The organism is Streptomyces sp. NPDC042638 (assembly GCF_040647235.1).
Taxonomy (GTDB): Bacteria; Actinomycetota; Actinomycetes; order Streptomycetales; family Streptomycetaceae; genus Streptomyces; species Streptomyces rameus.
The window spans coordinates 20,240-39,478 of record NZ_JBEZBT010000057.1 but is presented as its reverse complement, the minus strand read 5'-3'; the positions used below and the strand labels follow the sequence as shown (position 1 = coordinate 39,478).

Here is a 19,239-nt window from a genome sequence, read left to right as displayed (position 1 = left end):
ACCCCGCCATGGAGCACCCGCCCGCCAGGCCCGGCGAGAAGGCCGGCCGCCCCGCCCACCGCACCACCCGCCGCCGACGCCGGCCACCGGCCGCGGTGGCGGGCCGCCGCCCGCGGGCACTCGCCCGCGTCGCCACCCAGGTGCGGATCCGGGCCACGGGCCGCACCATGGCCACCGTGGGGCACGCAGGCACGTTCCGGACGGTCCCCGGGCAACCCGGCGAGACCCTCACGTTCCGGGAGGCCGCCCGGTGACCGGCCGGTTCGGGCGCCCCTGCCGCCTCGCCGCGGCCCTGCTCACCGCCGTCGCCTGCCAGTCCGCGCCCGCCGCCCGGGCCGCCGCCCCGCCCGCAGGCCGGGCCTCGGACGTGGTCACCTGGGCGGCGAGCGCCGACCGCATGGGCGAGGGCACGGCCGGCCAGGGCTACCGGCTGATCGTCCGCACCAGCGTCGGCGGCACCGGCGTGCGCGTCCGCTTCACCAACGCCTTCGGCGACCGGCCGCTGACCCTGGACGGGATGTACGCCGGCCTGCGCGACCGGGGTGCCGCCGTGCGGCCCGGCAGCAACCGGCCGCTCACCTTCGGCGGCACCCGCGCGGTCACCCTCCCGGCGGGAGCCGTCGCCTGGAGCGATCCGCTGCCCGGCGGCATCCCGGCCGGCACCGACCTGGTCGTCAGCCTGCACACCCCGGACGCGGCCGGACCGGCCACCGGCCACTGGATGGCGATGCAGACGTCGTACACCGGCCAGGGCGAGCACACCGCCGAGGACAGCGGCGCCGACTGGACACGGACGACCGGTTCCTGGTGGTACGTCGACGCCGTCTCCGTACGGGCCACCGGCGCGGCCGGCGGTGCCGTGGCCGCGCTCGGCGACTCCATCACCGACGGCTGGCAGTCGACCACCGACCTCGACCGCCGCTGGCCCGACTACCTCGCCCGCCGCCTGAGCACGGCCCGTACGGCCGTGCGGGGCGTGGCCAACGAGGGCATCTCGGGCAACAAGGTCCTCGCGGACGGCGCCGGGCAGGCCGCGCTGCACCGGCTCGACCGCGACGTCCTCACCCAGCCCGGAGTGCGGACCGTCTTCCTCTTCGAAGGCGTCAACGACCTCAAGGCGCACACCGGTGTCACCGCGGCCGGCCTCGTCGCCGGCTACCGGGAGATCGCGCGGCGGGCGCACGCGGCGGGCAAGTGCGTGGTCATCGCCACCGTCGGCCCGTTCAAGGGCTGGCCCGAATGGGACCCGGCCGCCGAGGCGGTACGCCAGGAGGTGAACCGGTACCTGCGCGGCAGCGCGGAGTTCGACGCCGTCACCGATTTCGACCACGTCCTGCGCAGCCCGTACGACCCCGAGCGCCTCCTGCCGTTCTTCGACGGCGGCGACCATCTGCACCCCAACGACAAGGGCATGCAGGCCCTGGCCGACGCCGTCGACCCGGCCGCTCTCGACTGCGCCCGCTGAATCCCCCACCGCCCGGGCCGACGGCCCTAGCCCGGGGCCGTCACCGGGGCCCGGCCGGCTCCGGTGCGATCAGGCCCCGGCGATGGGCGACCGCCACCGCCTCCGTGCGGCTCGCGGCGCCCAGCTTGGCCAGGATGTTCGAGACGTGCACGCTGGCCGTCTTGCCGGTGATGAACAGCTCCTCACCGATCTGCCGGTTGCTGCGGCCCCGGGCGAGGAGCCGTAGCACTTCCCGCTCCCGGGCGGTCAGCGGCGGCGCCTGCACACCGTCCGCCCCGGCCCCGGGACGGCCCCGGCGGGTCAGCGCGTCGATCTCCTCCAGCAGCGGCGCCGCGCCCAGCCCGGCCGCCGTCTCCCGCGCCAGCCGTGCCTGCTCCGCCGCCTGCGCCGGCCGCTCGGCGGCCAGCAACGCCCGCGCCCACCGCAGCCGACACCGCGCCTGCTCGTACACATCGCCGTACCCGAACGCGGCGACCGCCTTCTCCCAGGCCGCAGGATCCGGCCCGGACACGGCCGTCGCCCATTCCGCCTCGGCGCGGGCCAGCCACGCCTGGCCCTCCGGGCCCTGCACCCGGCCCTCCGCGCCCTGCTCGGCCGTGGCCCGCGCCGCCTCCACCAGCTCGTCGGCGGTCCGCGTCCAGCGGACCACATCCCCGTCGGCGCCACCCGTGGCGCGCAGCTCCACGGTCCGGTCGGCGACCGCCGTCAGGCAGAGCGCGGCCAGCCGGACCGTCACGCCCGGCCGGCGCGCCGTACCGTCGCCGAGGGACGCGACCACCTCCCACATCCGCTCCACGGCCCCCGCCGCGTCGCCGCGGCGGACGGCGGTGTCCGTGAGCACGATCCCGGCGACCAGCGTGCCCATCCAGTCGAACGGGCCCTCCAGCAGCGCGCGGGCCCGGCCGGCGGCACTCTCGTCGCCGCGGGCCAGCGCCACGAACAGGGCGGGGCTCGTCGCGAAGGCGCCGCCCACCGCCGGCACGGTGGGGGCCGCCTCGGCCGCCACGCGCAGGCACTCGTCCCACCGGCCCAGCGTGAACAGCGCCACCAGCTGCAGGTAGCGCATCTCCAGCGGATACGCCGAGGACAGCAGCCCGGCCCGGCGGGCCCGGTCGAGCCCCTCGGTCAGCACGGGCAGGCACTCCGCCAGATCACCGGCCTCGAAGGCGCCCATCGCCAGGCTGAACAGCGCGCGCAGCTCCACCGGGGCGTGCTTGGCGGCACGGGCCAGGTCCCGGGCCCGCCGCAGCCGCTCCCGGCCCTCCCGGGAGCGACGGCCGCCGCCCTCGGCGTTCGCCAGGGAGACCAGCAGATCGGCCTGAGCGGCGGGCATGTCCAGCTCCTCGGCGACCCGCAGGGCCTGCCGGCCGACCCGCAGCGCGGTCTCCTCCTCACCGACCTGCCGGGCCGCCGCGGCATGCGTGGCCGCCGCCCACACCCAGGTCCGCGACGGCGGTTCGGCCGGGATCATCGCCAGCGCCTCACTGCTGTAGCGGAAGGCGGCCGTCAGGCTGTCCACGGTCAGCAGGTTCCCGGCCAGCGTGTACCGGACCCGGGCGGCCAGTTCGTCGTCGGCGTCCTGGCCGACCCCGGCGAGCGCGGCCCGGGTCAGCGAGACCGCGCGGTGGAACTCTCCGGCGTGGGCCGCGGCGGCCGAGGCGCGCAGGGTCAGCGTGACCCGGTCCAGCTCCCGCCCGGCGGGCCGGGCGGACGCCGGCACCGACGGCCACAGGTCCAGGGCGGCCTCCAGGTGCCGCAGCTCCTCGGCCGGTGCGCCCAGCCGACGGGCGTGGTCGGCGGCCTCCAGACGGGCCGCGAGCGCCTCGGGCAGGTCATGGCTCTCGCGGGAGTGGTGGGCGCGCTCCGCCGCGGTCTCCGGCGCCCGGCCACGGGCCACGAGCAGCCGGGCGTACCCCCCGTGCAGCCGGGACCGCTCGCCGGGCAGCAGGTCGGCGTAGACCGCCTCGCGCGTCAGAGCGTGCCGGAAGGTGTACGTCCCGTCGTCCTGGGCGAGGAGGAGCTGATGGCCCACGGCCTCCCGCAGAGCCGCCTCCAGGGTGTCCTCGGGCAGGCCGGCCGCCTTACGCAGCAGCGCGTGCTCCACGCGCCGCCCGGCCACCGCGGCGGTCCGCAGCACCTGCTGGGCGGTCTCGGACAGCTGCTCGACCCGGATGAGCAGCAGGTCGGCCAGGCCGCTGGGCACCCCGTCGGCGTCCCCCGCGAGGCTCCCGGCACCGCCCGGGCAGAGCGGACCCCGGTCGGCCGCCGCGAGCAGCTCCTGCGCGTAGAACGCGTTGCCCTCGGCGCGGGCGACGATGCCGTGCACGACGGCGTCGGGCAGCGGCCGGTCCTCCAGGGCCCGCACCAGCCGCGCGACCTCGGGATCCGGCAGCGGCCGCAGCTCCAGGCGCTCCACCCCCGGCAGCCGGACCAGCTCGGCGAGCAGGGGCCGCAGCGGATGGCGGCGGTGCAGATCGTCGGCGCGGTAGGAGGCGAGGACCGCGAGCCGGCGGCCCGGGGCGCCGCCGCCCGGCCGGTGCAGCACGCCCCGGCTGAGCAGGAAGCGCAGCAGGTCCCGGGAGGACTGGTCGGCCCAGTGCAGGTCCTCCAGGACGAGCAGCAGCGGGGCCACGGCGGCCAGGTCGGCCAGCAGCCCGGCGACGTCCTCGAAGAGCCTGAGCCGGCCGTCCGGGCCTCCGGCCGCGTCCGGGCCGGCGCCCAGCAGCCGGTCCACCGCCGGATGCGCGGCCAGTACGGGCGCGAACCGCTCGTCGGCGGCGAGCAGTCCCAGGATCTCGGTGAACGGCAGGTACGGCAGACCGACGTCCCCGAGGTCCACGCAGTGCCCGGTGACCACGGTCGTCCCGGCCCGCGCCGCCCGCCCGGCGACCTCCCCGAGCAGCCGCGTCTTGCCGACCCCGGCGTCCCCGGCGAGCAGCACGGCGCCGGGCGCACCGCCCCGGGCGCGCTCCAGCACGCCCGTGAGACGGGCGAGTTCCTCGTCCCGGCCGATCAACGGCGCTGCGGTGAAGGCGGTCTGTGACACGGCCCCATCCTGACATGCGCCACCGACAACGCCCCCGGGACCGGCGCCCGGGCACAACACGCCCGCCGTCGGCGACCGCCGGGTCTCAGCGCAGGGTGCGCGCCCAGTCCTGCGGGACCCGGCCCGCCGGACCCGGCACCGGCTGGTCGGCGGGATGGCTGACCGGGGGAGCGAGCGCGGGACCGGAGGTGTACAACTCGTCGGTGGCGTAGTTCCAGAACCAGTCCTCGCCCGGCTCGAAGCTGCGGATCACCGGGTGTCCCGTCGCCCGGTGGTGGGCGGTGGCGTGCTTCGCGGGGGAGTCGTCACAGCACCCGATGTGCCCGCACTGCGCGCAGCGGCGCAGATGGAACCACCAGCCGCCCGCCGCCTCGCACTCCACGCAGCCCGTGCCGCTGGGCGGGACGTGCGGATCGATACCGTCGGCGTCGTTCATACCGGCTCCTCGTCGGGGATCTCGGCGGTCAGGGGCAGCAGCACCTGGAAGCGGGTGTCGCCCGGCACCGAATCGACCCGCAGGGTGCCGTGGTGCTTGTTGACGACGATGCGCCAGGAGATGTCCAGGCCGAGGCCGGTGCCCTCGCCGACCGGCTTGGTGGTGAAGAACGGGTCGAAGATCCGGTCCTTGATCTCCGGCGGGACGCCGGGCCCGGTGTCCTGGAACTCCACCAGCAGTTGCTCGCGGTCGAGGGCCGTCCGCAAGGTCAGCGTGCCCTGGCCGCCGGCGCCGTTCATGGCCGAGACGGCGTTGTCGACGAGGTTGGTCCACACCTGGTTCAGCTCCGCCGGGTAGGCGGGGACCGGCGGGAGCGTGCGGTCGTACTCCTTGACGACCCGGATGCCCGGTCCGATCTTCCCGGACAGCATCAGCAGCGTGCTGTCGAGGAGTTCGTGCACGTCCACCACCCGGTACGGCGCCCGGTCCAGCTGCGAGTACTGCTTGGCCGCGTCGACCAGCTGCGAGACGCGGGTGGTGGAGTCCTCGATCTCGTTCATCAACAGCTCGGTCTCGACGGTGTAGTTGAGCCAGCCCACCGCGTTGGGCAGGATCTCCTCGCCCACCGCGGCCGCGACGTGCTCCAGCCAGTCGACGTCCAGCCCGGCCTGCACGAAGGTGGGGGCCAACTGCCAGCCGTGGTCGATGCCGTGGTCCTCCAGCCAGTCGGTGAGCGTGTCCTCCCGGTCGGTGGCCTCCAGCGGGCTGAGCACCGGGGCCTTCGCCACCCGCTCCGCGGTGCGTTCCTGGATCTCGACCAGGCTCGCCAGCACCTCGCGGGAGAAGGGGCCCTCGGCGATCAGGGCGAGCTTGTGCCGCATCTTCGCGATCCGCTCGCGCAGGGTCGAGGTGGCCCGCACCGCCGCCGCCGCGGGGTTGTTCAGTTCGTGCGTGAGTCCCGCCGACAACGAGCCCAGCGCCAGCAGCCGTTCCCGCTGCCCGACCGCCGCTTGCGTGCTCTTCGAGCCGAAGAACAGGCCCTCCAGCAGGTGCACGGCCATCGGGAACCACTCGCGCATGACGTCCGCGAAGATGTCCGCCGGCAGCACGAAGAAGCGGCTCGGCGCGGTGACCCGCATGGAGTTGTTGTAGACCTGCCGCACCCGGTCGCCGAGGTAGGACTGCATCGCGCCCGCGTACACCCCGCGCTGCGAGGTCCGGATGACCTCCACGTCGTCGCCGCCGACCCGCCGGGACAGCACGACCGTCCCCTCGATCAACGTGTAGAAGCAGGTCGCGGGGTCACCCTCGGTGTACACCGGGCCGGGCTGGAACAGCTCCACCCGCCCCTCGGCGCACAGCCGGCCCAACTGCTCGGGGGTCAGCTTCTCGAAGAGGAAGAGCGAGCCGACCTCCGTGGGGCTGCACGGCATGACCTGCCCGCTCATGACTGCTCCAGGTACCGGTGGACGAGCATCACGGCCATGGCTCCCTCTCCGACGGCGGACGCGACACGCTTGGCGGACTCGGCGCGCGCGTCGCCCGCCACGAACACGCCGGGAATGCTGGTCTCCAGGTGGTACGGCGGCCGGTCGAGCTCCCATCCGGCGGGCGGCCGTCCGTCGGCGGTCAGGTCGGGTCCGGCCAGGATGAAACCGCGCCCGTCGCGCAGCACGGTCTCGCCCAGCCAGTCGGTCAGCGGGGCCGCGCCGATGAACACGAACATCCACTGCGCGTCGACCCGCTCGGTCTCGCCGGACGCCATATGGCGCAGCGTCAGCTGCTCCAGGCGGCCGGAGCCGTGCGCGGCGTCGACCACCGTGTGGCTGCGCACGGAGATGTTCGGGGCGTCGTTCAGCTGCTGGATCAGGTAGTACGACATCGACTCCGACAGGTCGGAGCCGCGCACCAGGAGTGTCACCGACTTGGCGAACCGGGACAGGTACATCGCCGCCTGGCCCGCCGAGTTGGCACCGCCGACGATGTACACGTCGTGCCCCTGGCAGGAGGACGCCTCGGTCAGCGCCGAGCCGTAGAACACCCCGCAGCCGGTCAGGTCGGTGCACCCGGCGGCCTCCAGCTGCCGGTACTGCACCCCGGTCGCGAGGATCACACTGTGCGCGCCGATCGAGGAGCCGTCCGCGAACCGTACGATCCGCGCGGCGCCGTTGACCTCGAGTCCCGTCACCTCACGGGCGGTGAGCATCTCGGCTCCGAACTTGGCCGCCTGCCGCCGGGCCCGTTCGGTGAGCTGGGCGCCGGAGACGCCGTCGGGGAAGCCGAGGTAGTTCTCGATCCGGGAGCTCTGCCCCGCCTGGCCACCGGTCGCCGACCGCTCCACGAGCACGGTCCTCAGCCCCTCCGAGGCCCCGTACACCGCGGCACCCAGCCCGGCCGGACCGCCGCCGATCACGACGAGGTCGTAGAAGTCGGCGGTCGGCGTCGTGGCGAGGCCGACCCGCGCGGCCAGTTCGGGCGCCTCGGGCTCGACCAGCACGGTGCAGTCCGGGGTGATCACGAGCGGCAGCCGCCGGCCGTCCTGCCCGGCCGCCGCCAGCAGCCGCTGCCCTTCGGGCTCCTCCACCGAGTACCAGCGGTAGGGCACCTGGTTGCGGGCCAGGAACTCGCGCACGTCCGACGACCGCGCCGACCAGCGGTGACCCACGACCTTGGTGCTGGGCACCGGCTTGTAGGCGCTGTTGCGCCATGCGTCCAGCAGGTCGTCCAGCACCGGGTAGAGCTTCTCCTCCGGCGGGTCCCAGGGCTTGAGCAGATAGTGGTCCAGGTCGACCACGTTGATCGCGTCGATGGCCGCGCTGGTGTCCGCGTACGCGGTGAGCAGCACGCGCCGCGCCCCCGGGTACACGTCGAGCGCCTGCTCCAGGAACTCGATGCCGTTCATCTGCGGCATCCGGTAGTCGGCCAGGATCACCGCCACCAGGTCACCGCGCAGCTTCAGCTCGCGCAGCGCGTCCAGCGCGGACTCGCCGGACTCCGCGCGCACGATCCGGTAGGACTCGCCGTAGCGCCGCCTGAGATCGCGGGCGACGGCACGGGAGACCCCCGGATCGTCGTCCACCGTCAGGATGACGGTCCGCGCTGCGTCGGCGGCCTGTGCCATACCTCTCCCCACCCGAGACGTCGGATCCCCCGGAACGGTGTCGTGGGGACCACCGCACCGATTCCAGACCATCGTATGTTCGGTCGCCCGGGCCCGCTCCGGGACGGGGCGACCGGCCCCGATCCCGCCGAGGCCGTGCCGGCAAGCCTGCCACGGCGGGGGCGACGGGGCCGTGCCTGTGCGTGCACAACCGCCCGGGGGTCGGTGCGACCGCGTACGGAAGAGATCATCATTGCCGTGCGCACGCGGTGTCCGACAGCGGGCACCGGTACCACGCGGACGCGGCTACGACGAGGAGGCCCACGGATGACACGCCCGATCACGGCAGGGGTGGACGGTACGGAGGAGAGTCTGGCCGCGCTGGACTGGGCGGCGCGGGAGGCCGTACGCCGGGGACTTCCGCTGCGGGTGGTGCACGCCTGGCGGTACGCGGAGGCGCTCGCCGCCGCCGACCGGGACACCCAGAAGCGATGGGTGTCGGAGGGAGTGGCGGAGGCCGTGCGCACCACCGCCGAGCGGCATCCGGGGCTGACGGTGACCACCGACGTGCTGGAGGGCGCCCCCGCGCACGCCCTGGCGGAGGCGGCGGCCGGGGCCGAGATGCTGGTGCTCGGCTCGCGCGGGCACGGGCCCGTCGTCGGGTTCCTGCTGGGCTCGGTCGGCCAGCAGGTGATCGCGGAAGCGGCCCGGCCCGTCGTCGCGGTGCGCGCCGGGGACGATCCCACGACGGAGGCGGCCGGCCGGGACGTCGTGGTCGGCCAGCACGGCGACCCCGAGGACAGCGCGGCCACGCTGCGGTTCGCGTTCGAGACGGCCGCGGCCCGCGGCGCGGCCGTCCGGGCCGTCCGGGCGTGGACCCTGCCGCCGGTCTTCGCCTACAGCCCCGGTTCGCTCAGGCTGCTGGACGACGCCGGCGGTCTCGAACCCCACGAGCAGCAGGCGCTTGCCGAGGCTCTGGAGCCCTGGCGCGAGCGGTTCCCCGAGGTGCCCGTCGCCGAGCACGTGGAGATGGGCAGCGCGGGCCAGGTACTGCTGTCGCTGTCCGCGCGGGCCCAGCTGATGGCCGTCGGGCGCCGCGCGCGCCGGACGGCCGTCGGCGCCCGGATCGGCTCGGTCGCGCACGGGGTGCTGCACCACGCCGACTGCCCGGTGGCGGTGGTCCCGCACGAGTGAACCGCCCGCACCGGTCATGCGCCGCCGCAGCCGTCGCGCCTGGTTCTCCTCGGTGTCGAGGCCGGTCAGCCGCAGCAGCCGGCGCTGGTGGTGGCCGGCGTCGACGACCTTCGGCGCGAAGGTGACGGTGTCGCCGCCCGAGGAGTGCTCGATCTACGCCCGGCGCGCCGAGAGCACGCACCTGACACCGCGAGGCCGCCCTCCGGGCGACGACGGGAAGTGTCGGACAGGCCCTAGGAGGCCCGCTCCCTGGCCAGGTCCGCCGCGGCCCGCACCGAGCCGTGGTGGACCGGCCCGTGACCGGGCAGCAGGGTGTCGCCGTCGAGCGCGCCGATCAGCTCCAGGGAGTCCAGCGCCCGGAGGCGGTCGTGGTGGAAGAAGTCGCGCAGCATCTGCGGGCCCTGGACCCGGGAGACGGCGTGCCCGCTGACCAGGGCGTCCCCGGAGATCACGATGCCCGCGTCGGGCAGGTGGTAGACGCAGTGGCCGTCCGTGTGACCGGGGGTGTGCACGGGGACCGGACGGCCGGGCAGGTCGAGCGGCCCCCCGGACGGGAACGGCTCCGGGGACGTGACGGGGTAGCTCGTCAAGCCGTCCACGCGCTTGACGTGCAGTGCCCAGGACAGGACACCGGGGCGCCAGGCGTTGCGGATCACGTCGGAGACGGCGGCCTGCTGAAGGAACTCGCGGCGGGCGTGCGGGACTTCGGCCGGATGCAGATAGACCGGGGTGCCGTGGGCGGCGCGCAGGTACTCGGCGGAGCCCAGGTGGTCGTTGTGCGCGTGGGTGATCAGGACGGCGGCGACGGCCTCCGGCGAACTGCCCACCGCCGCGAGGGACTCCAGCAGCCCCGGCCGGTCCCCGGGGTAACCGGTGTCCACCAGTGTGACGGCGTCGCCGTCCTTGAGGATCACCCAGTTGGTGTTGTGCCCGTGCACCAGGTAGGTGCCCTCGGCGACTTGGACTACGTCAGCCCGCATGATCTCTCCAGGCCCTGAGCGGCGAATCGTCGGGGACAGCCAATCAGACGGGACGCCGTCCCGCACAAGGGGGCACGGCGGTGACGTGGCCGGTCCTGCCCGGCCGGACCACCGGTCGCCCATGGTGACGCGCCGGAACCGGCCGGGGTCGTGCCCGACGGCGGGGGCGGCGGTGCGACCCCGAGGGGGGCCGGCTCCAGTGCCCCGCCGCACGCGGTGCGAGGTCAGTGCACGCCGTGCGGCCGGAACTGGATGCTGATGCGCGGGCCCGTGGCCCGGCTGGTCTTCGGGACGCAGTGTTCCCAGGTCCGCTGGCAGGAGCCGCCCATCACGATGAGGTCGCCGTGGCCGAGGGGCCGGCGCAGCGTGTCGCCGCCACCGCCGGCCGGGCGCAGCAGCAGGTCGCGGGGTGCGCCGACGGAGAGGATCGCGACCATGGTGTCCTGGCGAGCGCCCCGGCCGATGCGGTCCCCGTGCCAGGCCACGCTGTCCCGGCCGTCCCGGTAGAAGCACAGCCCGGCGGTGGTGAACGGCTCGCCCAGCTCCTCGGCGTAGTGCCGGGTCAGGGCGGCGCGCGCCTCGTCCAGCACCGGGTGGGGGAGCGGGTCGCGTGCCCCGTAGAAGGCCAGCAGCCGGGGTACGGCGACCACGTTGTCGTACATCTTGCGGCGCTCCGCCCGCCACGGCACGTCCGCCGCCAGCCGCTCGAACAGTGCGTCGGCCCCGCTCAGCCAGCCCGGCAGGACGTCGATCCAGGCGCCCGGGGACAGCCCGGTCCGGCGCAGCCTGTGCAGCGGGCCGAGCCGCAGCTCGTCGGTCTGGTCGAACAGGGAGCCCTGGAGGTGCGTGGCCATGAGGCCAGCGTACTCCTTAATCGAAAATGTGTTCCATTCGGATGCCGAGGGATCCCCACCGACTCCGCCCGGGTATTTCGATACACCGGTGTATCCGATACATTCGCGTATCCGACGAGGGAGAGGCCGGTGCCGGTGGACCAGACACCCAAGCGCGTCACCCGGCGCCGGGTCCGCACCCGGGCCAGGCTGCTCGACGCCGCGTTCGCCGTGTTCGCGGCCAAGGGCTACGGGCACGTCTCCATCGAGGAGGTCTGCGAGGCGGCCGGATTCAGCCGCGGCGCCTTCTACTCGAACTTCGCCACCCTGGACGAGCTGTTCTTCGCCCTCTACCAGGAGCGCGCCGACCTCATCGCGGACCAGGTGAGCGACGCCCTCGCCCAGGACGGCCCCGACCTGGACGTGCCCGCCGCCGTGGACCGGGTCACCGAGGTGCTGCTGCTGGACGTGGACTGGCTGCTGGTGAAGACCGACTTCCTGGTGCACGCCGCCCGTGACCCCGCCGTCGCGCGCACCCTCCTCGACCACCGGGCACGGCTCAGGGCGGCCATCGCCGACCGGCTCTTCCGGGCCCGGGGGCACACGGCCCTGCCCGCCGTCCTCGGCGGCGCGGGCGGCGCCGCACACGCCGTGGTCGCCGCGTACGACGGGGTCACCACCCAACTGCTGCTGGACCGGGACGTCGAGTCCGCCCGGGCCTGGCTCGAACAGCTGCTCACCGCGCTGCTGACGGACGGCAGCCGCATCCCTCACAGCCCCGCAACGGGGTCACAGCCCCACGGCGGGTCACAGCCCCACGGCGGGTCACAGCCCCGCAAAGGGTCGTAGCCCGCAACGGGCCAGTCACGAGCACCGACAGGAAGGACACGGACGCCATGGACGCGGACGTCATCGTCGTCGGAGCGGGCCTCGCCGGCCTGGTCGCGGCACACGAACTCACCAGCCGGGGCCGCCGGGTCGCCCTGGTCGACCAGGAGAACGCCGCCAACCTCGGCGGACAGGCGTTCTGGTCCTTCGGCGGGCTCTTCCTCGTCGACACCCCCGAGCAGCGCCGCCTCGGCATCAAGGACTCCCTCGGCCTGGCCTGGAACGACTGGCAGGGCAGCGCGGCGTTCGACCGGCTGGAGGACGAGGACTCCTGGGCCGTGCGCTGGGCCCGCGCCTATGTCGAGTTCGCGGCCGGCGAGAAGCGGTCCTGGCTCCAGGGGCACGGCATCGAGCTGCTCCCCACCGTCGGCTGGGCCGAACGCGGCGACCTGCGGGCGGACGGGCACGGCAACTCCGTACCCCGCTTCCACATCGCCTGGGGCACCGGCACCGGCGTGGTCGAGCCCTTCGTCCGGTACGCCCGGCAGGCCGCCCGCGACGGACTGCTGACCTTCCACCACCGCCACCAGGTGGACGAGCTGGTCATCGAGGACGGCACCGCACGCGGTGTGCGCGGCACCGTCCTCGTCCCCGACGACTCCCCGCGCGGCGTCGCCTCCAGCCGTGACCGCGCCGGCGACTTCGAACTGACCGCCCAGGCCGTCATCGTGACCACCGGAGGCATCGGCGCCGACCACGACATCGTCCGCCGCCACTGGCCCGAGCGGCTCGGCACGCCCCCCGCCGAGATGGTCACCGGCGTCCCGGCCTACGTCGACGGCCGCATGCTCGACATCGGTGCCGAGGCCGGCATACGCCTCGTCAACCGCGACCGCATGTGGCACTACACCGAGGGGCTGCAGAACTGGGACCCCGTCTGGCCCGGCCACGGCATCCGCATCCTGCCCGGACCGTCGTCCATCTGGCTGGACGCCCGGGGCCGCCGGCTGCCCGACCCCTGCCTGCCCGGCTACGACACCCTCAACACGCTCAAGTACCTGCGCACCACCGAGGACATCGCGGGCTACGACCACTCCTGGTTCGTCCTCACCCGGAAGATCATCGAGAAGGAGTTCGCGCTCTCCGGGTCCGAGCAGAACCCCGACATCACCGCCCGGGACCGCAAGGCCGTACTGCGCGACCGGCTGCTCGGCAAGGGCGCCCCGGCACCCGTGCAGGCCTTCCTCGACAAGGGCGCGGACTTCGTCACCGCGGACGGTCTGGAGGAACTGGTCGAGAAGATGAACGCCCTGACCGGCGAACCGCTGCTGGACGCGGCCGGGGTGCGCCGCCAGATCGAGGCCCGTGACCTGCAGATGGCCAACCCCTACAGCAAGGACTCCCAGGTCCAGGGCATTCGCACCGCCCGCCGCTACATCGGCGACCGGCTCGGCCGGGTCGCCGCCCCGCACCGCATCCTCGACCCGGCCGCCGGTCCCCTCATCGGGGTCCGGCTGCACGTGCTGACCCGCAAGACCCTCGGCGGCATCCAGACCGACCTGGACTCCCGCGCCCTGGGCACCGACGGCACCCCGGTCGAGGGGCTGTACGCGGCGGGCGAGGTGGCCGGGTTCGGCGGCGGCGGTGTGCACGGCTACAACGCCCTGGAGGGCACCTTCCTCGGCGGCTGCCTGTTCTCGGGCCGGGCCGCGGGCCGTGCGGCGGCGCGGCAGACCGCCTGATCCTCAGCCGTCCAGCAGTTCCGCCAGCACGGTCGCGTGATTCTGGTCCGGCTTCTTCGAGGCCGTCAGCAGCGTCACCCGCCCCTCACGGGCCGACCTGCGAAGAGCGTCGAGCAGTTCCGCCTGCCGGGGCGCGTCGAGTTCGGCCTCGTACCGGCGGCGGAACTCCTCGTACGAGCCACCGCCGTGGTACCACGTGCGCAGCTCGGCGGACGGGGTCAGCTCCTTGGGCCACTCGTCGATCCGCGCCTCGTCCTTGGCGAGCCCGCGCGGCCACAGCCGGTCGACCAGCACACGCAGGCCGTCGTCCGGCTCGGGCGGTTCGTAGATCCGGCGCACGCGCACGCTCACGGTCGCAGCCCTTCGGGGTCGGGGACGGTTCCGCGAGCGTACTGCGCTCCGCCTCGCCCACCGGGCGGCGACGCGACGGGACTTGACCGGAACACTTGACCGGAACGAGGGGGAGCGCAGGGCGCCGCCCCGCCTACGCTGACGGCCGGTCGACCAGCGGCCACCCCCTTCCCAGGAGCCCACGTGAACCCACTGCGCAGACAGCCGGCCCGGCGCCGTACCGCCACCCTCGCCACGGTCCCCGTCGCCGTGGCGGCGCTCCTCGGCGCCACCGGACCCGCGGCGCCGGACGGCACCGGCGGGCCCGGCGCGGGCGACCCGTACTTCCCGCTCAGCGGCAACGGCGGCTACCACGTCCGCCACTACGGCCTGACGCTGCGCTACGACACCGGCTCCCGCCGCCTGGACGCCACGGCGGTGCTCACCGCCCGGGCCACCCAGCGGCTCACCCGTTTCGACCTCGACCTGAAGGGGCTGACGGTCACCGCCGTCACCGTCGACCACCGGGCGGCGGCCTTCCGGCGCGACGGCCAGGAACTCGTCATCACCCCGCGCCGGGCCCCGCGCGCGGGACAGCGGTTCCGCGTCGAGGTCGCCTACCACGGCACCCCCCGGCCGGTCACCGACCCCGACGGCTCGCCCGACGGCTGGATCCCCACGGACGACGGCGCGTTCGTCGCGGGCGAGCCACAGGGGGCGATGACCTGGTTCCCCGCCGACAACCACCCCAAGGACAAGGCGTCCTACGACTTCACCATCACCGTGCCGCGGGGACGCACCGCCGTCGCCAACGGCGTTCTGCTCGGACAGCGCACCGCCCACGGACGGACCACCTTCCGCTGGCGCGAGTCCCGGCCCATGGCCGCCTACCTGGCCACCGCCACCATCGGCACCTTCCGGACCGAGCGGTACACCACCCATGACGGCATCCAGGTGTACAACGCCGTCGACGCCCGCGAGGCGCGCGCCGCCGCACCCGTCCTCAAGCAGCTGCCCGCCGTACTGAAGTGGGAGAGCGGGCTGTTCGGGCCGTACCCCTTCCGGGCCGCCGGCTCGATCGTCGACCACGCCCCGGACGTCGGCTACGCCCTGGAGACCCAGACCCGGCCGCTCTACGACTCCGCGCCCGGCCTCGAGACCCTCGTCCACGAGACGGCCCACCAGTGGTTCGGCGACTCCGTCTCGCTCACCTCCTGGAAGGACATCTGGCTCAACGAGGGCTTCGCCACCTACGCGGAGTGGCTCTACGCCGAGCAGCACGGCGGCGACAGCGCCCAGCGGACCTTCGCCGCCCTCTACGCCCGGCCCGCGAGCGACGGCCTGTGGGCCTACCCGCCGGGCGACCCGGGCAGCGGCGCCCGGATCTTCGGTACGCCCGTCTACGCGCGCGGCGCGATGGCCCTGCACGAGCTGCGCCGGGCCGTGGGCGACCGCGACTTCTTCCGGATCCTGCGCGCCTGGGCGACCGTGCACCGCGGCGGGCACGGTACGACCGCGCAGTTCGTCAGGCTTGCCGAGGAGAAGTCGGGGAAGCAGCTGCAAGGGCTCTTCCACACCTGGCTGTACGCGGCGGGCAAGCCGAACAGCCTCTGAGTCCCGGCCCGTTACGACACCAGTGAGCACCGACCCTTTCCGAACGGCATGATCCCTGACCACTTCCAAACAACTGTCGGCCAAGGTCGACCCATGATCCAACGCAGAACCGCCGTCGCACTCCTCGCCTCCCCGCTGCTGCTCACCGGCTGCGGCGGCGGAGCCGAGGCGACCGAGCGCCGCACGCCGACCCGGCCTGCGGCGCCGGCGCCCGCCCCCGGGACGTCCACGGAGCCGGCAGCGCGGGGCATACCCGGGCTCGGCCGCGAGCGGCTGGCGGCGATACCCGAGCGCTGCGGGCAGGCCGTCGTGGTCACCGGGCGCGGCAAGGACTCCCCGCTCTGCACGGTCGTCCTGCACGAGCGCACCACCACCGGCTGGCAGGCGGGCGCGGCCTGGCCCGCCCACAACGCGCTGCACGGCTGGAGCGCCCACCACATGAACGGGGACCTGCGCTCCCCGCTCGGCGTCTACACCCTCTCCGACGCCGGCGGACTGCTCGCGGACCCCGGCAGCAGGCTCCCGTACCACCACTCCGGCGGCTTCCACTCGCCCGGCACCGGCTTCGAGGGCGAACCGCTGGAAGGTTCCTTCGACTACGTCATCGCCATCGACTACAACCGCCGGCCCGGCACCTCGCCCCTGGACTGGACCCGCCCGCTCGGCCCGGAGCGCGGCGGGGGAGTGTGGCTGCACGTCGACCACGGCGGCCCCACCCACGGCTGCGTCAGCGTCGCCAAGGCCCACATGAGGGATCTCCTGCGCACCCTGGACCCCGGCCGGCATCCGGTCGTCGTGATGGGGTACGCCGACTGGCTCGCCCGCTGAGGGGCTTAGGATCCGAACCCGTGTGCGCACATGTACTGGTGGCCGAGGACGACGAGAAGCAGGCCGAGCTGATCCGCCGGTCGCTGCTGGCCGAGGGGCACTCGGCGACGGTGGTGCACGACGGCGCGGCGGCGCTCGACGCGGCGCGCCGGCTCGGTCCCGACCTCGTCGTCCTCGACCTCATGCTCCCGGTCGTCGACGGCTTCGGCGTGTGCCGGGCGCTGCGCGGCAGCGCGGACCAGCCCGACATCCCGGTGGTGATGCTCACCGCCCGCTCCGCCGAGGACGACGTGCTGCTCGGCCTGGAACTCGGCGCCGACGACTACATGACCAAGCCGTACAGCCCGCGTGAGCTGATGGCCCGCATCCGGACGGTCCTCAGGCGCAGCGGGCGGGGCGTCGGCGCCCGGGACGACGACCCCGTCGTACGCGCCGCCGGGATCAGTGTCGACCCGGTACGGCACGAGGTGTGCTGCGACGGTACACCCGTGGAGTGCACGCCCGCCGAGTTCCAGATCCTGCTGGCCATGGCGAGCGAGCCGGAACGGGTGTTCAGCCGGCGGCAGCTGCTGCACTGCACGCGCGGTTTCGACCGGGCCTCCACCGAGCGGGCCGTCGACGTGCACATCATGAACCTGCGCCGCAAGATCGAGGCCGACCCGCGGCGGCCGGTGCGGCTGCTGACCGTGTTCGGCGTCGGCTACAAGCTGAGCGGCCCCCGGCCGTGAGGCGCCGTCAGCCACGGCCCGGCGGGCGCCGGCCGGCCGGCGCAGCAGCCCACGCTCCGGCCGGCCGACGCCCGTGAAACGCCGGATACCGCTGCGCAAACGGCTGCTCGTACGGCTGCTGTCCGTCTCCGCGCTGATCGCCGTCTGCTCGGTGGCGGCCACCGCGTGGCTCGCGGTGACCACCACCACCAGCGCCCTGAAGGAGGAACAGGGCCAGGACCTGGCCGCCGACAACCGCATCCTCGCCGAACTCAGCGGTTACGCCGCCACGCACGCCGACTGGACGGGCGTCCGCGGCGCCGTCCGGGACCTCGCGGTCCGCACCGGCCGCCGGATCGCCCTCACCACCACGGACCGCACCCTGGTCGCCGACTCCGCGCCCCGGGGCACGCCGTTGCCGCCCCGGGCCGCCGCCACCGTCGACCCGCTGCGCACCGACACCTACACCGAGAGCGGTGCCCAGCTCAGCGGCATCGACCCGCGCGTGGTGGGCCCCTACCGGCTCCCCGGGAAGGAACGGACCCGGCTGGACGCGCTCGCCGCCAAGCGCGAACAGTGCTACGAGCGCTTCGGTCTCCAGCCCACCGTCGTACGGACCGCGAGCGGGCGGCCTGTCGTCACCACGCCGGACGGCACCGACCCGGCCCGGTACGGCGCGCAGGAGTGCGAGGACGGACAGCTCCCCACCCCCACGCCGACGGAACGCAAGGCACTGGACGCGCTGGGGGAGATCGCGCAGCCCTGCCTGAGACGGGCCGGCCTGGGCCGCGGCGGGCGGCTGTTCCTCACCTTCGACCCCAACGGCAAGGACCCCTTCGCCGGCGCCGGCCTGTTCGTCAAGTACGCCGATCCGGGCACCGGCCAGGCAGGCCGGGCGGTCCGGAGCTGCGTCCAGACCGCCCGCCGCACCCAGCTGGAGCCGTACGTCGCGCCCGTGGCCGAGCTCTTCCTCGGCATCGGCGACCAGAGCCCGGCCCGGTTCGACATGTCACCGGACAACAAGGCCAAGGTCGTCGGCGTGGCCGGCCTGGTCCTCGCCGTGACCGTCGCCGTCACCGCCGTCGTCGCCGTCCGGCTGGTACGGCCGCTGCGCGCGCTCACCCTGGCGGCACAGCAGCCGCCCGAACTGCACGTGCGCGTGCCGGTGACCACCCGGGACGAGACCGGCATCCTCGCCGAGGCGTTCAACGACCTGACCGAGCGGCGTGAGCGTCTGGAGGCCCAGCGCAAGGCCATGGTCAGCGACATCGCGCACGAACTGCGCAGCCCGCTCACCAACATCCGGGGCTGGCTGGAGGTCGTCCGGGACGGTGTCGTCGACCCCGACCCGGCACTGCTGGACTCGCTGCACGAGGAGGCGCTCGTCCTCCAGCGGATCATCGACGACCTCCAGGACCTCGCCGCGGCCGACGCCGGCACGCTGCGTCTGCACCGCGAGCCGCTGCGCACCGGCGAGCTGCTCGACCAGGTCGCGGCCGCCCACCGGGTCGCCGCCGACGCCGCCGGGGTCGCCCTGCGCACCGAGACCGGTGCCGCCGCCTGGCTGGACGCCGACCCGGTCCGGATGCGGCAGGCCCTCGGCAACCTGGTCTCCAACGCGCTGCGGCACACCCCCGCCGACGGCACGGTCACGCTCGCCGCACACCAGGACGGCGACGACGTCGTCCTCACCGTCACCGACACCGGCTCGGGCATCGCCGCCGACGACCTGCCGCACGTCTTCGAGCGGTTCTGGCGAGCGGAGAAGTCCCGCAGCCGCCGCACCGGCGGCAGCGGCCTGGGCCTGCCGATCGTCCGCCACCTGATCGCAGCCCACGGCGGTACGGCCGCGGCGGCGAGCCGGCCCGGGGCGGGTGCCGTTTTCACCCTGCGGCTGCCGGCCATGCCGCCGCCCCCGGACGAGCCCTGAGCGGACAGTGCCCCCCGAACTCGCCCTGAGCGGACAGTGCCCCGCGGACGAGCCCTGAGCTGACAGTGCTCCACGGGCGGGGACCGGTCGGCCGAGCCGGGGGCCGCGCGCCGCCGGGACGACCACGCCCCCCGGACGACCACGCCCCACCGCACGACACGGGCCCCGGCGCGCGACCCTGGCTCCTGTGGAGCCGGGAGGCGGGC

Annotated in this window: 16 protein-coding genes and 1 pseudogene; 9 read left to right on the top strand and 8 right to left on the bottom strand. The window is 74.6% G+C overall.

Annotation, left to right across the window (positions count from 1 at the left end; genetic code table 11):
• The first annotated feature begins 8 nt into the window (after positions 1 to 8).
• A complete protein-coding gene (locus tag AB0B40_RS32030) occupies positions 9 to 254 on the top strand; it encodes a hypothetical protein (protein ID WP_362267004.1) in 246 nt (81 codons plus the stop codon).
• On the top strand, positions 251 to 1,465 hold the full coding sequence (locus tag AB0B40_RS32025; protein WP_345048611.1) for an SGNH/GDSL hydrolase family protein: 1,215 nt from the start codon (positions 251 to 253) through the stop codon (positions 1,463 to 1,465). The genes AB0B40_RS32030 and AB0B40_RS32025 overlap by 4 nt, the downstream gene beginning before the upstream one ends.
• Positions 1,466 to 1,505: 40 nt before the next feature.
• On the opposite strand, the gene AB0B40_RS32020 is transcribed toward AB0B40_RS32025, so the two are convergent.
• From AB0B40_RS32020 to AB0B40_RS32005, 4 genes are all read right to left on the bottom strand, one after another.
• The gene (locus tag AB0B40_RS32020) at positions 1,506 to 4,511 is read right to left on the bottom strand and encodes an AAA family ATPase (RefSeq protein ID WP_362267002.1); all 3,006 of its coding nucleotides are present in this window, start codon (positions 4,509 to 4,511) and stop codon (positions 1,506 to 1,508) included.
• Positions 4,512 to 4,596: 85 nt separating this feature from the next.
• Complete coding sequence (locus tag AB0B40_RS32015) at positions 4,597 to 4,947, bottom strand: UBP-type zinc finger domain-containing protein (protein ID WP_345048608.1); 351 nt, start codon at positions 4,945 to 4,947, stop codon at positions 4,597 to 4,599.
• Entirely contained in the window at positions 4,944 to 6,395 is a 1,452-nt protein-coding gene (locus AB0B40_RS32010; protein WP_345048606.1) for an ATP-binding protein, read from the bottom strand. Before AB0B40_RS32010 ends, AB0B40_RS32015 begins: the two co-directional genes overlap by 4 nt.
• Positions 6,392 to 8,068 carry an FAD-dependent oxidoreductase gene (locus AB0B40_RS32005; protein WP_362266999.1) on the bottom strand — a complete coding sequence of 559 codons (1,677 nt, stop codon included), beginning with the start codon at positions 8,066 to 8,068 and terminating at the stop codon, positions 6,392 to 6,394. Before AB0B40_RS32005 ends, AB0B40_RS32010 begins: the two co-directional genes overlap by 4 nt.
• Before the next feature lie 306 nt (positions 8,069 to 8,374).
• Between AB0B40_RS32005 and AB0B40_RS32000 the strand changes: the two genes are divergently transcribed.
• A complete protein-coding gene (locus tag AB0B40_RS32000) occupies positions 8,375 to 9,241 on the top strand; it encodes a universal stress protein (protein WP_362266997.1) in 867 nt (288 codons plus the stop codon).
• Between the two features lie 27 nt (positions 9,242 to 9,268).
• Here AB0B40_RS32000 and AB0B40_RS31995 read toward each other — a convergent pair.
• The 3 genes and pseudogenes from AB0B40_RS31995 to AB0B40_RS31985 form a co-directional block, all read right to left on the bottom strand.
• Positions 9,269 to 9,394 (bottom strand): annotated as a pseudogene (locus AB0B40_RS31995) (DUF4032 domain-containing protein); the annotation flags it as partial.
• Positions 9,395 to 9,474: 80 nt separating this feature from the next.
• Positions 9,475 to 10,221: an MBL fold metallo-hydrolase gene (locus tag AB0B40_RS31990; RefSeq protein ID WP_362266995.1), complete on the bottom strand. Its 747-nt coding sequence runs from the start codon at positions 10,219 to 10,221 to the stop codon at positions 9,475 to 9,477.
• Between the two features lie 224 nt (positions 10,222 to 10,445).
• Positions 10,446 to 11,075, bottom strand: a complete 630-nt coding sequence (locus AB0B40_RS31985) for an alpha-ketoglutarate-dependent dioxygenase AlkB (RefSeq protein WP_345048600.1) — start codon at positions 11,073 to 11,075, stop codon at positions 10,446 to 10,448.
• 135 nt (positions 11,076 to 11,210) lie between these two features.
• Here AB0B40_RS31985 and AB0B40_RS31980 point away from each other — a divergent pair, with 135 nt between their 5' ends.
• Entirely contained in the window at positions 11,211 to 11,903 is a 693-nt protein-coding gene (locus tag AB0B40_RS31980) for a TetR/AcrR family transcriptional regulator (RefSeq protein ID WP_362266993.1), read from the top strand.
• Between the two features lie 47 nt (positions 11,904 to 11,950).
• The gene (locus AB0B40_RS31975) at positions 11,951 to 13,624 is read left to right on the top strand and encodes an FAD-binding dehydrogenase (protein WP_362266991.1); all 1,674 of its coding nucleotides are present in this window, start codon (positions 11,951 to 11,953) and stop codon (positions 13,622 to 13,624) included.
• A 3-nt stretch (positions 13,625 to 13,627) separates the two neighbouring features.
• Here AB0B40_RS31975 and AB0B40_RS31970 read toward each other — a convergent pair whose 3' ends face one another.
• The gene (locus AB0B40_RS31970) at positions 13,628 to 13,975 is read right to left on the bottom strand and encodes a DUF488 family protein (RefSeq protein WP_345048596.1); all 348 of its coding nucleotides are present in this window, start codon (positions 13,973 to 13,975) and stop codon (positions 13,628 to 13,630) included.
• A 183-nt stretch (positions 13,976 to 14,158) separates the two neighbouring features.
• On the opposite strand from AB0B40_RS31970, the gene AB0B40_RS31965 reads away from it, so the two are divergent.
• The 4 genes from AB0B40_RS31965 (at position 14,159) to AB0B40_RS31950 (ending at position 19,033) form a co-directional block, all read left to right on the top strand.
• Positions 14,159 to 15,568, top strand: coding sequence for a M1 family metallopeptidase (locus tag AB0B40_RS31965; protein ID WP_362266990.1), 1,410 nt, complete (start codon positions 14,159 to 14,161; stop codon positions 15,566 to 15,568).
• Between the two features lie 93 nt (positions 15,569 to 15,661).
• Positions 15,662 to 16,396, top strand: a complete 735-nt coding sequence (locus tag AB0B40_RS31960; protein WP_345048593.1) for a L,D-transpeptidase family protein — start codon at positions 15,662 to 15,664, stop codon at positions 16,394 to 16,396.
• A 20-nt stretch (positions 16,397 to 16,416) separates the two neighbouring features.
• Positions 16,417 to 17,124 carry a response regulator transcription factor gene (locus AB0B40_RS31955; protein ID WP_345048592.1) on the top strand — a complete coding sequence of 236 codons (708 nt, stop codon included), beginning with the start codon at positions 16,417 to 16,419 and terminating at the stop codon, positions 17,122 to 17,124.
• Between the two features lie 73 nt (positions 17,125 to 17,197).
• Positions 17,198 to 19,033 (top strand): HAMP domain-containing sensor histidine kinase, encoded by a 1,836-nt coding sequence (locus AB0B40_RS31950; protein ID WP_345048590.1) that lies wholly within the window; start codon positions 17,198 to 17,200, stop codon positions 19,031 to 19,033.
• Positions 19,034 to 19,239 lie beyond the last annotated feature (206 nt).

Excerpts from the sequence above, each read along its gene's own strand:
- AB0B40_RS32030 (WP_362267004.1), top strand. The coding sequence starts at position 9 with ATGGAGCACCCGCCCGCCAGGCCCGGCGAGAAGGCCGGCCGCCCCGCC.
- AB0B40_RS32015 (WP_345048608.1), bottom strand. The coding sequence starts at position 4,947 with ATGAACGACGCCGACGGTATCGATCCGCACGTCCCGCCCAGCGGCACG.
- AB0B40_RS32010 (WP_345048606.1), bottom strand. The coding sequence starts at position 6,395 with ATGAGCGGGCAGGTCATGCCGTGCAGCCCCACGGAGGTCGGCTCGCTC.
- AB0B40_RS32005 (WP_362266999.1), bottom strand. The coding sequence starts at position 8,068 with ATGGCACAGGCCGCCGACGCAGCGCGGACCGTCATCCTGACGGTGGAC.
- AB0B40_RS32000 (WP_362266997.1), top strand. The coding sequence starts at position 8,375 with ATGACACGCCCGATCACGGCAGGGGTGGACGGTACGGAGGAGAGTCTG.
- AB0B40_RS31990 (WP_362266995.1), bottom strand. The coding sequence starts at position 10,221 with ATGCGGGCTGACGTAGTCCAAGTCGCCGAGGGCACCTACCTGGTGCAC.
- AB0B40_RS31985 (WP_345048600.1), bottom strand. The coding sequence starts at position 11,075 with ATGGCCACGCACCTCCAGGGCTCCCTGTTCGACCAGACCGACGAGCTG.
- AB0B40_RS31975 (WP_362266991.1), top strand. The coding sequence starts at position 11,951 with ATGGACGCGGACGTCATCGTCGTCGGAGCGGGCCTCGCCGGCCTGGTC.
- AB0B40_RS31960 (WP_345048593.1), top strand. The coding sequence starts at position 15,662 with ATGATCCAACGCAGAACCGCCGTCGCACTCCTCGCCTCCCCGCTGCTG.